General features: G+C 36.6%; 12 protein-coding genes. 3 read left to right on the plus strand and 9 right to left on the minus strand.

Translation table 11 applies throughout. From position 1 onward, the window contains the following. Nucleotides 1–25 precede the first annotated feature (25 nt). Both AMS59_RS06060 and AMS59_RS06065 read right to left on the minus strand, forming a co-directional pair. Nucleotides 26–661 (minus strand): RNA ligase family protein, encoded by a 636-nt coding sequence (locus AMS59_RS06060; protein ID WP_053482863.1) that lies wholly within the window; start codon nt 659–661, stop codon nt 26–28. A 23-nt stretch (nt 662–684) separates the two neighbouring features. Next, a complete protein-coding gene (locus tag AMS59_RS06065; protein WP_053482864.1) occupies nt 685–1,641 on the minus strand; it encodes an AAA family ATPase in 957 nt (318 codons plus the stop codon). 719 nt (nt 1,642–2,360) lie between these two features. Here AMS59_RS06065 and helD point away from each other — a divergent pair. Continuing rightward, nucleotides 2,361–4,667 (plus strand): RNA polymerase recycling motor HelD, encoded by a 2,307-nt coding sequence (gene helD / locus AMS59_RS06070; RefSeq protein WP_053482865.1) that lies wholly within the window; start codon nt 2,361–2,363, stop codon nt 4,665–4,667. A gap of 168 nt (nt 4,668–4,835) precedes the next feature. On the opposite strand, the gene AMS59_RS06075 is transcribed toward helD, so the two are convergent. The 5 genes from AMS59_RS06075 to AMS59_RS06095 all read right to left on the minus strand — a co-directional run bounded on the left by AMS59_RS06075 (nt 4,836) and on the right by AMS59_RS06095 (nt 9,230). After that, on the minus strand, nt 4,836–5,591 hold the full coding sequence (locus AMS59_RS06075) for an amino acid ABC transporter ATP-binding protein (RefSeq protein WP_053482866.1): 756 nt from the start codon (nt 5,589–5,591) through the stop codon (nt 4,836–4,838). Between the two features lie 13 nt (nt 5,592–5,604). Then, nucleotides 5,605–6,306: an amino acid ABC transporter permease gene (locus AMS59_RS06080; RefSeq protein ID WP_053482867.1), complete on the minus strand. Its 702-nt coding sequence runs from the start codon at nt 6,304–6,306 to the stop codon at nt 5,605–5,607. Nucleotides 6,307–6,318: 12 nt separating this feature from the next. Continuing rightward, nucleotides 6,319–7,026, minus strand: a complete 708-nt coding sequence (locus AMS59_RS06085) for an amino acid ABC transporter permease (protein WP_053482868.1) — start codon at nt 7,024–7,026, stop codon at nt 6,319–6,321. 133 nt (nt 7,027–7,159) lie between these two features. Further along, the gene (locus tag AMS59_RS06090) at nt 7,160–8,053 is read right to left on the minus strand and encodes a transporter substrate-binding domain-containing protein (RefSeq protein ID WP_053482869.1); all 894 of its coding nucleotides are present in this window, start codon (nt 8,051–8,053) and stop codon (nt 7,160–7,162) included. Nucleotides 8,054–8,066: 13 nt separating this feature from the next. Then, on the minus strand, nt 8,067–9,230 hold the full coding sequence (locus tag AMS59_RS06095; RefSeq protein WP_053482870.1) for an acyl-CoA dehydrogenase family protein: 1,164 nt from the start codon (nt 9,228–9,230) through the stop codon (nt 8,067–8,069). A gap of 271 nt (nt 9,231–9,501) precedes the next feature. Between AMS59_RS06095 and AMS59_RS06100 the strand changes: the two genes are divergently transcribed. Continuing rightward, nucleotides 9,502–10,248 (plus strand): hypothetical protein, encoded by a 747-nt coding sequence (locus AMS59_RS06100; RefSeq protein WP_053482871.1) that lies wholly within the window; start codon nt 9,502–9,504, stop codon nt 10,246–10,248. Nucleotides 10,249–10,339: 91 nt separating this feature from the next. Here AMS59_RS06100 and AMS59_RS06105 read toward each other — a convergent pair whose 3' ends face one another. Continuing rightward, nucleotides 10,340–10,714 (minus strand): VOC family protein, encoded by a 375-nt coding sequence (locus AMS59_RS06105; protein ID WP_053482872.1) that lies wholly within the window; start codon nt 10,712–10,714, stop codon nt 10,340–10,342. A 380-nt stretch (nt 10,715–11,094) separates the two neighbouring features. On the opposite strand from AMS59_RS06105, the gene AMS59_RS06110 reads away from it, so the two are divergent. After that, nucleotides 11,095–13,044, plus strand: coding sequence for a methyl-accepting chemotaxis protein (locus AMS59_RS06110; protein WP_053482873.1), 1,950 nt, complete (start codon nt 11,095–11,097; stop codon nt 13,042–13,044). A 96-nt stretch (nt 13,045–13,140) separates the two neighbouring features. On the opposite strand, the gene AMS59_RS06115 is transcribed toward AMS59_RS06110, so the two are convergent. After that, nucleotides 13,141–13,560, minus strand: coding sequence for a VOC family protein (locus tag AMS59_RS06115; RefSeq protein WP_053482874.1), 420 nt, complete (start codon nt 13,558–13,560; stop codon nt 13,141–13,143). Nucleotides 13,561–13,833: the final 273 nt, after the last annotated feature.

The following is a 13,833-nucleotide window of genomic DNA, read 5'->3' on the forward strand; positions in this document are numbered from 1 at the left end:
TAGATTCAATCTTTTCAAATAAAGCTTATTTCAATTGATTAGGAATCACTTCTTCATTTAACCAATGCTCGCTTGTTCGAACATGATTCTGTCTCACAAATTTCCCTAGATTATATCGAAAATCATCATAATGGAAGGCAGTCGCGTTTCTAATAACATACCCTTCCTGCTCACCCCCAAGAAGTGATTTCCCTGTAAACGTCTTCTTTATTTTTTCTTCATCGAAAATGCCTCGATATAATACAGGTACCGTTTTAATCCCCCATTCAGCTGCATAATGGACTGTTTCATCCCAGCTCAAGCAAATATTTTTTTCATTCCAAATACTAAATAAATAAAAATAACTAGTTAACTCATTGTAGTAAATGGAGTGCTTGGCATAAACATTTTCACCACATAATCTCCAGCCTTCTGGAATCTGGAATGCAAATGTAGCATGAAACGTTTTCACCCAATGCCTCGACGGATGATCTCCTGAATTTAAGCTTCTAGCATGCATATAGTTTTGATAAAGTGTTGTTCCTTCCCCGTCTAATTTTTCGGTTACAACAACCTCTTTTCCAATAAAATGATCAACATTTTTAGCAACCTTGTCATCATGTGTATACCCTCTACTCCACGGCAAATGAAAGCTTCTTGGATATTTCATCAAATTGGTCATAAACTCACTTCCTTTGTCTACATCTACTTCGCAAATTGATCTGCTTCACGAAAGAAATAAAGCTTTGTTAATAAGTCACCATCTAATAAATGATAAATCTTACTTGATCCCCTATCACCCCCATATTGAATTAACATATGAAATTGTACTAGATTAACAACCTTTAAAACAAAGTCTTCTTCAAAGCCAAGCTCTAATAAAAAATGGCATACCATTTGAGCAGATACATTTTCATGGCCATAATATCCATATCTCTGTTGTAATTCTTTATATTTTTTACAAAACGGTTTGCCTACATCATGGAATAAAGCAGCTATTTGTAGCGCTAACTTGTCACTCTCCATATAGTATTCGTTCATATAGTCATAAACAAAATACGTATGCTGGCAAAGTAAAAATTGATGATAAGGATTTTCTTGATTAAATCGATAAATTTCTTTAAATGGTTGGACTGATCTTAACTTTTGAAAAAGCTCCTCATATGTGGGTTGGCTCTGGATTAGTGAAATAAATTGCTCTTTTGAGATTTCATATGGACTCGTTTCATGTACAATATGCACCTCTTCAAATCCTTCTCCCAATATCGGAAACTCTAAATTCTTTCTCATCTTTTCCATTATCACTAACGGAACCTTCCTCTTTCTTTGCTGATTCCTTGTTACACATAACGCATAAGGTGTATCAAAATAATAGCATAAAACTTTCACACCATCCGACAATTTACCTACCGTAAACATCCTGCGTTCTCGTTCGATATTTGTCGCATCAACAATAACAGATTGTCCTTTAGCTACACATTCGTTCAAACGCTCATACAAAACACGGAATACTATTCGTGAATTCTGCCTTGTAGCGTCACCGAATAACTCTTGACGTATGGCATCACTTGAAAGAATAAGCGCATTTTCGCTTTTTGCTAGCCCCTTAACAAACGTGCTCTTGCCACTCCCAGGTAACCCAACCGTAAATATCACCTTCATTTTCTCACCCCCTTTCAAGTATCTATATCGTTTATAGAAACATATTCTTTAGTTAGCAATTAACCTCTATTTCATTTACTTTCGGAGCTGTTTTTTATCAAAAATTAATCATCAACTTAACGCTAAAAGTATAGGGATTAATTTTTGAGGGTTAAAATGATATAAGTCGCACACGACATTTGTTGAAGCGTACACCATGAATATAAGTTGGTCGGTGCAGAACTGGGCGACTCCTCGGGTCACAGTTGAGCCCCCGAAGCGAGTACGGGACCGGAGATTAAGAACACCACACCCTGTGATAACACCTTCGTTAACCAACATCACATTGCTGTCGCTTCGCTTTCACATAGAGAAAACATTTGCTGCCGACGCTGCGTTAGCTCTTCACTTTCGCACAGAAAACACTTATCAACCCAAGCGACTCATCCGACGCCCCAAAAACACCCAGCCAGAACAAAGATCAGCTTATATACACGATGTCACACCAAAATTTCGGAGACTATCCATAAAAAGCAACATTCTTCAAAAGGGGAAATCAGACTATAAAAAAAGACTGCTCCAACTTTTCCGGAACAGTTTTTTTATTAAAAATTTGATTTTTCCTTATAAATATATTATATCATAAATTTGACAAAATTACTAGACTATACTTCTTTCTGAACTAGCTGTATGATAAATTTCCCGATTCTAAATCCATATTGAAAGGAATGTGAGTAACGTTGGAAAAACAATATGAATGGACAGAAGAAAAACAGTATCTTGTTCTTTGTTTTAACACAGTTGGCCACAAAAAAGAGGAGTTACTACAAAAAGAAAAGGCTGTTAAAGACAATGTTTTAACGTTAAAGAAAACCTTTTGGGACGACGTTAGAGTGAATTTAGATACGCCTGAGGATATAGACGAAACCTTTTATGCTATCAAACAACAAGCAGAGCTCTTATCTGATTCCCAGCATGCTCAGCAACGTGTCGTCAAGGATGTAAAAATTTATGACCGTTTACTGCAATCACCCTATTTCGCTCGCATTGATTTTTTACAGGATGGTCATAACGAACCTTTTAAGATTTATATCGGTGTAGCAACCTTACTGGATGAAGAGAATGAAAACATACTAATTTATGATTGGCGAGCCCCTATAGCAAGTATGTATTATGATTACACCCCTGGCCCAGCTACTTATGAAACGGTGACTGACGAAATTCAAGGTGAGATGCTTTTAAAGCGGCAATTTATTATAAAGAATGGTCATTTGCAATCGATGTTTAATACAGGTTTAACGATCGGTGATGACTTATTACTTGATATTCTCGCTCAAAATGCAAACGAACATATCCCTAGCATCGTAGCAACGATTCAAGCTGAGCAAAATCAAATTATTCGACATGTCAACACTCCTTATCTCATCGTAGAAGGTGTCGCAGGTAGTGGAAAAACAGCTGTTGCTCTCCAACGTGTTGCTTATTTGTTGTATCATTATCGAGACCAAATTACTGCAGATCAAATTTTATTGATTACACCTAATCAGCTTTTTAATCAATATGTTCATACCGTTTTACCGGATTTAGGTGAAGATAATATGCAGCAATTAACCTTCTCCGAATATGCAACAAAACGTTTAGGTCGACAGTTCCAATTGGAATACCCTTATGAACAATTGGAGTCACTTTTAACAGAGAAAGATGACTCACTCTACCAAATGAAGCTTACGATTATTTCTTTTAAAGCTAGCCTCCAATATCGAGAATTGATGGACAAATACATTCAGTTCCTTGCACATGAAGGTTTGCTGTTTAAAAATATTGTTTTTCGCGGAGAAAGAATTATTACAGCTCAAGAAATTGCTGAATACTTTTATTCGTTCAATTCCACAATTCCTATCCCAAATCGACTGCAGTTGGTAAAAGATTGGTTATTACAACGATTATCGAAAATTGAAAAAGCAGAACGGGCGAAAGAATGGGTAGAAGAAGCTAGTGAACTTTTAGACATTGAAGAGTATACAAAAACCTATAGCGAGCTTTTACATGAAGGTCGTTTTTCAGAAAACACCTTTGATGATTTTGAGCAAGAGCGTAAGAAAATAGCTATCCAAATTGTCAAAAAGCAGTTTAAGCCACTTCGTCAATCTGTGAAACAATTAAAGTTCGTTCATATGTTAGGCATTTATCGTCAATTGTTTGACATGAACAACTCTATTCATCAGCACTTACAGAACTTTTTACCCGACCATTGGGAAGAAATCTGTCAACATACACTCCCTAATTTAGCAAAGCGTATTATTTCATATGAAGATGCTGCTCCATTTTTATACTTACAGGACAAAATAGAAGGTCAACGAACAAATACGATGATTCGTCATGTTTTAATCGATGAAGCACAAGACTATTCTCCTTTTCAGCTATTTGTTTTACAACAATTATTCCCACGTGCACGTATGACTATATTGGGTGATGGACATCAAACTATCCATCCTCATACCTTTAATAACCCCTCACTGCTGACACCACAATTGTATGGTGAACAAGCAGAAAAAATGATACTAACGAAAAGTTATCGCTCAACAAAACAAATTATTCACCTTACTTCAAAGATTTTACATGAGGACGCCAAAGTAGAAGCCTTTAATAGAACTGGTCCCGAACCAACTATCACGATTGTGTCGAATGAAATACATTTAATGGAACAGCTTGTCGAAAAGATTAACAACTTGTCCCAAAATTTTGAAACAATTGCAGTCATCTGTAAAACAGAGCAAGAGTGTACAAAGGTTTTTGATAAAATGAAAGACCAAGTAGATATTCAACTCATTACCCATCATACAAAACAATTTAAAAAAGGTATTTTACTGTTACCAGCTTATATGGCAAAAGGAATTGAATTCGACGCTGTCTTGCTATACAATGCCTCAGCAGCTAATTATTCTAGAGAAACAGAACGTTATTATTTCTACACAGCTTGTACGCGAGCTATGCACGAATTGCACATCTATTCCATTAACAAGTTAACACATTTTTTAGAGCTTTAATTTCAAAAAAGAGAATCTGCATCCCTCCATTGAGGCTTGCAGATTCTCTTCTTTTGTTCTATCAATTATGCCTCGGCATAATTGCGTCCGGATTCGGCTTTGTGTTTGCACAAAGAACTCCTTGCTGAATCCGTGACATCCGCCGGAGGCTTTAACTTCTGCAAGAAGTTAAATGTAGTACGTATAATCCTCCGGAATAACACGTTTTAAGAATTTCTTCGTGCGCTCCTCTTTCGGATTCACAAATATATCATGAGGACTTCCTTCTTCTACAACGACACCGCCATCCATAAAAATTACACGGTTTGCTACGTCTTTTGCAAAGCCCATTTCATGTGTGACAACAAGCATGGTTGTTCCTTCTGCTGCAATGTTCTTCATAACCTGAAGGACTTCTCCTACTAGTTCTGGATCCAGTGCAGAAGTCGGTTCATCAAATAAAATAATATCAGGATTTAACGCTACCGCTCGTGCAATACCGACTCGCTGTTGCTGACCTCCAGACAATTGATTTGGATAGGCATCATATTTTTCTGATAAGCCTACTTTATCGAGCGCCTTTTTGCCAATTTCAATCGCTTCTGCCTTTGGAATTTTACGTCCTATAATAAGCCCTTCTGTCACATTTTCTAGCGCTGTTTTATTCGTGAAAAGATTGTAGTTTTGGAATACAAAGGCTACACGTTGACGAATCGAATGGACATCCTTCTTCTTCACATTTTGAAAATCTACTTGGATATCACCAAATGTCGCATGTCCTTGGTCAGCTTTCTCTAAAAAGTTAATGCAACGTAATAATGTTGTTTTTCCTGAGCCGCTAGGGCCTAAAATAACAACAACATCACCTTTATCAATAGCTAAATCGACACCCTTTAAAATTTCATTGTCACCAAATGATTTATAGATATTTTTAATTTCTAACATACTCATTCACCCCTTAGGATTTTGCCACTTTGAATTTACTTAAATGCTTTTCATATCGTTTAAAAATGTATTCAACCGTACTACATAAAATTAAGTACACTATGAAAATATCAATATATGCTTCTACGTAATTGTAGCCAACATTGGCAGCTACTTTAGCCTTTAAGGTAATTTCAGGTAAGGACATTGCATAGCCTAAAGACGTCGCTTTAATAAGATTGACTGTAGCCGTACAAATATTTGGCATCGCTACTACTAAAGCCTGCGGAATAATAATACGGCGATAAGCTTGAAATGTTGATAAGCCTACTGCATGAGCAGCCTCAAGCTGACCTTTTTCAATCGTACTTAAAGCAGAACGAAATACCTCAATTAATATGGCCGTTGTACTAAATGCGAAGACGATAAATGCATACCAAATCGGATTGATTTTATAAATATCGTAGGCAATATTATATTTTTCAAAAATCATTTTAAGTAGTAATGGGACACTACTATAAATAATAAAGATTTGAATGATTATAGGTGTACCTCGAACAAAGGAGACATAAATTTTCGCTATATGGTGGATCACTGGGATTTTATTGACCCGTGTTAGCGCTAGTAGAAAACCAAGTGGTAGAGCAACAAACATAGCAACAATTGTCACAAGGAGTGCGATAGGTACACCTGATAATGCAACAAAAAATGTTTCAACTAAAAATTGATAATTCATGGTTACGCCTCCTTACGTTGTTTCTAATGTCTTTTTCCCCTTACCAAAGAACTTTTCTAGCATAGCGAAGAATTTTTCGATAATAATCGACAGCACCCAATAAACAATCGCTAAAGCAATATATATTTCTAATGCATGTGCATTAATATTACTTGCGATAATTAAATTTGCCTTTCCGACAATATCAATTAAGCCGATTGTATAAGCGAGCGCCCCTTCTTGTAATAACGCAATCATTCCATTCCCAAAGTTCGGTAATGCGATCACGAGTGCCTGTGGGAAAATAATACGTCGATAGGCCTGAAATGGCGTTAATCCCACACTAACAGCCGCTTCAAATTGCCCTTTATTAATCGCTAAATAGGCAGAACGAATAACTTCTGACATAATCGCAGCAAACTGTAAAGTGAACGTTACGACTACGAAAATGGCTGTTTCGATTGAGTGGAGATTGATGCCGAAGTTTTCCGCTAACGCTGGCACACCATAATATACGAGGAATAATAAGACGATAGATGGTGTACAACGCATAATTGTTGTATATAAGTTCGCTAATTTTCGCAGCAATTTTATTGAACTTAACTTGGCTGCCGCTAATAGTAAGCCGAATATTGTACCTAGCACAATGGAAGACCCTGCGACTAAGAAGGTAACTTTTAAAAACGGCAATAATACAGGAATTGAGTTCCAAATGTATGATGCATCAAAATACTTCTCCATTTCCTCACCAACTTTTATTAAATGTTTGGATTTTAATGCTCTTTTGTATGAATAAAGACTGCTGAGTTTACTGACTCAACAGCCTTTTATCCGGTACCAACTGTAACACTTTTCTTTAAAAGAGAAATTAGTATTAGCGCTTCACAGAATCTAACACTTCAAATAAATCACGACCGTAAAACTTAGTGCTTAATTCATTTGTTTTCTTTTGCTCTTTAATTTTTGCTATAGCTTTATCGTAAGCATCTGCAAATTCTTGTTCCTTTTTATTGAATAACGGCCATGTTTTAATAACGGCAAATTCGTTGTACACTACGTCATCCTTTAAATTATGATATGGGCCATCTTCTGCTAAAACTTGTTGTTTAAATGGACCTTCAATCATCACACCACCGTCGACACGTTTTTCATTTACCCATTGCACGACATCGACAGTAAATGCATCTCCAGCCTGTAATTTCACTTTATTGTCTGGGTTGGCCTTATTATATTCATCAATAATTGTGTACTGAGCATTATTCGCAGCGATTGGTGCTAATGAATAACCTTTTTTCGCAAAGTCAGCTAATGTTTTTACACCTTCATCTTCCTTACGTAATACTAAACCAGCACTACTTAAGCCCAAAAATTCTTTAGGGAAAATAAACTTTTTTGTACGTTCTTGCGTAAAGAAGGCATTTTTTATTCCTACTTGATATTTCCCTTGCTCAACACCAATTAGTAAATCATCACTAGTCGTGCCTACAAATTCAAACTTATAGTCAGGTAACATCTCATCCACTAGCTTCATAACTTCCACATCGTAGCCTGTTGGATTTCCGTTATCATCAATATAACTAATAGGCTTAGACGCCTGATCATATGCAACCTTCACTGTACGTACTTTCACGCCAGCCTCTGAGCCTTTATCTGAAGCTTTATCTGAAGCTTTATCTGAAGCTTCACCTGAATTACAACCTGCTAAAATAGCAAGTGAAGCCAACCCGATTGCTGCTAGTTGAAAAATCTTTTTCTTTTGTTTAAACATATATCATTTCCCCTTATTCATGCGATTTTTGCTGTTCAATTGCGGCATTTGCCAATTTAATAATTGTCATATCATCCATCGGTGGATTATGAAGCCCTGCGCGAACATTTCGATAGTAGCGCTGCAATGGATTTGTTAATTGTAGACTTTTCGCACCTACTACACGCATTGCCTTATCGACGATTTCGATCGCCAAGTTTGTTACGGTATGCTTAGCAACCGCCATTTCATTTGCTAAAAGCTCACGTCTAGCTGGGTCATCATAAGCCTCGGCAACTCCATACAGTACAAAGCGTGCTTGATATAGCTTCAATTCAATATCGCCTAGAAGCTGCTGCACATTCGGTAATGTACTAATCGGAGCATTCAAGCTATTAGGTTGATGATGATTTGCAAAATGCAGTGCATAATCACGAGCCGCTTGAGCAATACCTAAGTATGTTGCTGGAATATGTAGAATCCAACCATTTATCTTGCCACCACTTGGGTGATTCGGTAACTCTACTAAATGATTTGAAGGGACAATTACATCCTTTAAAACTAGGTCGTGGCTACTTGTGCCTCGCATTGCTGACATTTCCCAGTTTTCTTCAATTGAAAGCCCTTGAGCATCTTTATGAATAAGGAAAAAACCAATTTGATTTTTTTCCTCAATCCACGCTGATGTTAAGAAATAATCTAGCACCGGAGAGGCTGTCGTAAAGATTTTACGTCCATTTAAGAGCCAACCTTGCTCTTTTGAAACAGCATTCGTTCCTGGTCGCCCTCCACGTGTTGGACTCCCAGTTGCCGCTTCACTTGCAGCCCTGTTTATAATGGCACCGTTCTTTATTTCCTGGGCAAAGGAACTTAGCATATCGTCTGCCCATAGCTTTTCCTCATATAGTTCGCCTACAACGCTTAATGTCCATCCTAGTGAGAGTGAAGCATTCTCGTCATAGCTTGCTAACGTTTCTTGAACGAGTACCATATCATAGACTGATAATCCTTCACCGCCATATTCTTTCGGTAAAGTTAGTTTTGGATAACCAATTTGCAAAAGTAGTTTATGTGCTTCGAATGGAAAACGAGATTGTTCATCTACTTCTTTAGCCTCAGCCTTGATTGACTCAGAAATAGATGCTAGCTGATCTAGCCAATACTGCTGCTGCTTTGTTTTAATAAATAAATTCTTCAAGAATATCTCCTTCTCCCCAAAATGTATAAAACGTATACACTTACTAAGAATTAATGTTGTAAAAAAATCTCTACTTACTTTTTAGTAGAGAGATGATGATTGGTACTGAATTTTCTGATTCGTTGACATTTATGATACTTTTCGCATTTAAAAATGTCAATGGTTAATTACAAGTTTTTTTATAAGTTTTATATTCATTACTTGCACATCTTCTTTTTTTCACCAAGCCACGTTTATAACATATGCTAAAACTAAAGAAAGAGGTGCCTGTATGACTAATAATATGAATCCATCTTTGAATAATATCGCTATTTCACCTATGACCCCTCAGGTTATTCAAACGAAATTTGGAGATATTAATGGAGATGGCTTACTTGAAACTGTTCTTTTGATGGGGACTAAAACTCCAGATAGCCCTTTGTGGAAAAACCTAACGCTTGCTATTTTTTACGGACAATCGCACCAATTCGAAAAAATAATGTTAAAACAAAGCGTCGGCTATAACCCAACTATATTTTTAGGTGACTTTACCGGCAATCATCTAGAAGATATTTTAGCCATTTCTGACACAGGAGGTAGTGGAGGTATTATCAACGGTGAAATATTTGCCTCAATAAACGGCAAAATTCGCTCAATTTTTGATGCAGAATCGTTTAATAATAAACTAAAGTACAGCGTTAATTATCAAAATCAATATAAAGTGGCCATTCGAAGCATGAATCCAAAAAAGCAATATATCATCGATTTACAATACAAGGGTCCGGATTATTTAGCGGAAATTTATCATCAAGATGGTACACTAAAGCAACCTATTGAAGGGTGGGTAGATCCAATCAGCGGATTGTATCCAGTAGACTATGAACGTGATGGAATATATGAGATTTTAGCTTATCAGGCTATAGCAGGAAGATTTCATGCCGATGGATTAGGTTATGTAGAAAATATTTTGAAATGGGATGGCCATGAATTTAAAGTTGACCGTCAAACTGTAGGGATTTTTGGAGAAGATTTAAAGTAATTTGATATATAGAAAAAAATCTGCCCGATTTCCGTACAGAACAATCGAAATCGGACAGATTCGAATTTGCTTTTTCTACTGATAGGAAGGTTTATTTCTCTACTAATGCAAAATAATTATTTTCATGATCAGCAAAATTAAAAACCCTACCCATTGGCATCATTACTAAATCTCCTACTTTAACGCCCTTTGCTTGAAAATCTTGATATAAATTTTCTATATGCTCGGCATAAAACATAATAGAAGGTGTTCCTAAATTTAATTCAGGCTGCATTTTTGCAATGATTTCTTTATGGTGAAGAACAAAGGTAGTGTGAGCTTCTTTAGTTGGAGCAATTTCAATCCAACGTACTCCGCCCTCTTCCTGGTCAGCAACTACTACAAATCCAATTTTTTCTGTCCAAAACTTCACGGCAGTATCCAGATCATTTACATATAACATCACTTGTCCAATTTGTCGAATCATGAAACAATTCCCTCCTCTTTTGAGCATTAGTATATATCAAAAAGTAGCTTTATATGTCCTATCTAACGGTTATTGTTTTAACTTCTTTCAGCCGATTCCGGACACAATTATTACAAAATACTTAACTTTTATTTTATTTTTGATAAAATGAGCCTAGTTGTCTATTATTTCCCTAGAACGGTAAAGTATAGACCAATCACCATAACATGGGCGTATATTATCCGATGAGGCTCTTAGAGCAGTAGATGTTCTCTGTGCGAAAGCGTAGTGTTAACGTAGCGTCAGCAACAGAAGATTGGTCCTAAGCCATTATCACATACTCAATTTTCGGTGATAACAAAGTTTAAAATACAAATAATATTATAGTGAGGATCATTCAAGTGAAACAACTAAGTTTAAGGAAAAAGCTCATTTTTTCATTTTTAGCAATGCTTATCATCCCAACACTGTTAATTGGAATTGTGTCTTACCGAAGTGCTGGAAAGCAAATTTCAGAAGAACAACAAGCAAGCGCAACCGAAAGCGTGCGCATGCTTAATACGAATATTACCAACACGATCGAGCCAAAAGTGAAGGACGTTCAATACTTTACTAAAAAACTCAATCAATCTTATTTACAAGAAGGTAAAATTCCAGAACTTAAATCTCTTTTCCACGAATACATGAACATGCATCCAGAGGTGGAACTGATTTATATCGGAACTTCTGATGGCAGACTACTGGATGAGCCTGCTCAAAAATACCCTAGTGGGTTTGATCCGCGGACGAGACCGTGGTATAAGCAAGCTTTAGATAGCAAAGACCAAGTATCTATTACAGCTCCATACATTACACAGACTACAGGTGATATCGTTCTGACGATTACTCAGGCTTTACCAGATGGCTCAGGAGTAATAGGGTTAGATTTAAATATATCTAAACTTAGTACCATCACGAATGATATACATATTGGAGAAACCGGCTTTGCTTCACTTTTAGATAGCAATAAGAATTATATTGCCCACCCAGATAAAGAAAGTGGTGCTGAAGCAACGGAAAGCTATATTACTAAAATCTATGAACAAGATAGTGGTGCCATTATAGAAAAAGATCGTCAGCTACAATTTGTTACAAATAAACTAACGGGTTGGAAAGTTGTTGGTACTATGTTTACAGCCGAGGCTGCAAAAGCCGCAGCTTCGACCTTTAATATCAACTTAATAATCATCGCTATTTCTATTATTGTCGGCATTATTTTTATGCTATTCATGATAAAATCGATCGTTAATCCGATCAATCGACTTAAACAAAGCGCTATAAAAATTAGTGAGGGCGATTTGACAGCGTTTATTGACATTCATACTAAAGACGAGATTGGACAACTTGGGGAAGCTTTTATCACTATGAAGACTAACTTAAAAGAACTTATTCATAACGTGGATCAAAGCTCCCAACACGTACAGACTTCGGCGCATGGATTATCTGCGAATGCCGAACAAAATATAGCTGCTTCAGAGCAAGTTAAGGAAGCTATGCAACAGGTTGCTATCAGTACAGAAAAACAAACAACCGGTATTGATCAAAATGCTGTTTCTATTGAGGAAATCGCAAAAGGAGTCGTCGAGGTCGCTGATAGCTCTATGCAGGTTTCAGATTTATCTAGCCATGCTATAAAATTGGCCGAAGAAGGCGGCCAAGCAGTCGAACAAACTGTTAATCAAATGATTTCTATTCATGAATCTGTGACACAATCAGATACGATGATTAAATCACTTTATGATCGAACAAAAGAAATTGGTTCTATTTTAGAAATTATTAGTGCTATTTCAGACCAAACAAATCTGCTTGCCCTTAATGCTGCTATTGAGGCAGCGCGAGCTGGAGAGCATGGGAAAGGCTTTGCAGTAGTCGCTGATGAAGTGCGTAAGTTAGCAGAGCAATCCCATCAATCAGCAGAGCAAATTTCTGCACTCATTACTGGCATTCAGCAAGAAACGGCTAAATCTGTTCAAACAATGATTAAAGCTTCAGCGGATGTCCAGGATGGTTTACAGCTAACAGAAGATACAAGTAAAAAATTTGCAAACATTATTAAGAGTCTACACGATATTGCTCCGAAAATGGAGGATATATCTGCATCCGCTCAGGAAATGTCAGCGGTAGTCGAAGAAGTTTCTGCAACTGCTATCGAGCTCACTGATCATGCAAAATTAAATGCAGCCGCGTCAGAGGAAGTTGCCGCTTCAACTGAACAAACATTAAACTCGATGCAGGGAATGGCTACAGCCGCAAGAACACTTCTAGATATGGCTGATGAATTACAAAGCTATGTAAATCGTTTTAAATACTAAAAAGAAAAGCACGATGTTAATGGAGATTTTCCAAACATCGTGCTTTTCAATATTAACAATGTCACGCAATTATGCCGAGGCATAATTGATCTTTATTTATTTATTTTCCTCATGACTGAATTGCCATAGAATACCAAATTTATCAGTAAGGGAGCCATAACATTTACTCCAAAACGTTTCTTGTAGCTCCATTTTAACCTTACCACCATCTTTAAGACCGTCAAAAGCTTTTCGCATCTGATCCTCATCGTCTGAGACTACAGCTAACGTTATATTGTTTCCAACCGTGAATGGGTTACTAGGAAATGTATCAGAAAACATTACCGTGCTGCCAAAAATCGAAAGTCGCGTATGCATCACAAGATCTTTTGCTTCCTCTGGTAATTGATAATTTGGATTCTGTGGTGAATCTCCAAATGTCATAATTTCAGGTTTATTCGTATTAAAAACTTTCTCATAAAAAGATACAGCCTCTCGACAATTCCCATTAAAAATTAAGTAGGCCTCTACTGCCATTTCCAACACTCCCTTTGTCATTTTTCGAAACAATTCTATTTTACATGGATAACAAATAATAATACAAATTTTAGATAAAACGATCAAAAACTACTTTTCCTCTTTTGAAGAATCATAATAATAGCTTACTTCCCCATAAAGTTTACGGGATGTTCACTGTTATCTTTTTAACAATCGCTAAATCCTACATTTCATTACTGTTTCGGAAAAATGGTATATCTTTATGTTTCCCCAGGTGTGTTGATTAACCATTTTTATACATCCAAAGAGGCT

It is taken from the genome of Lysinibacillus sp. FJAT-14745 (genome assembly GCF_001275675.1).
Taxonomy (GTDB): Bacteria; Bacillota; Bacilli; order Bacillales_A; family Planococcaceae; genus Lysinibacillus.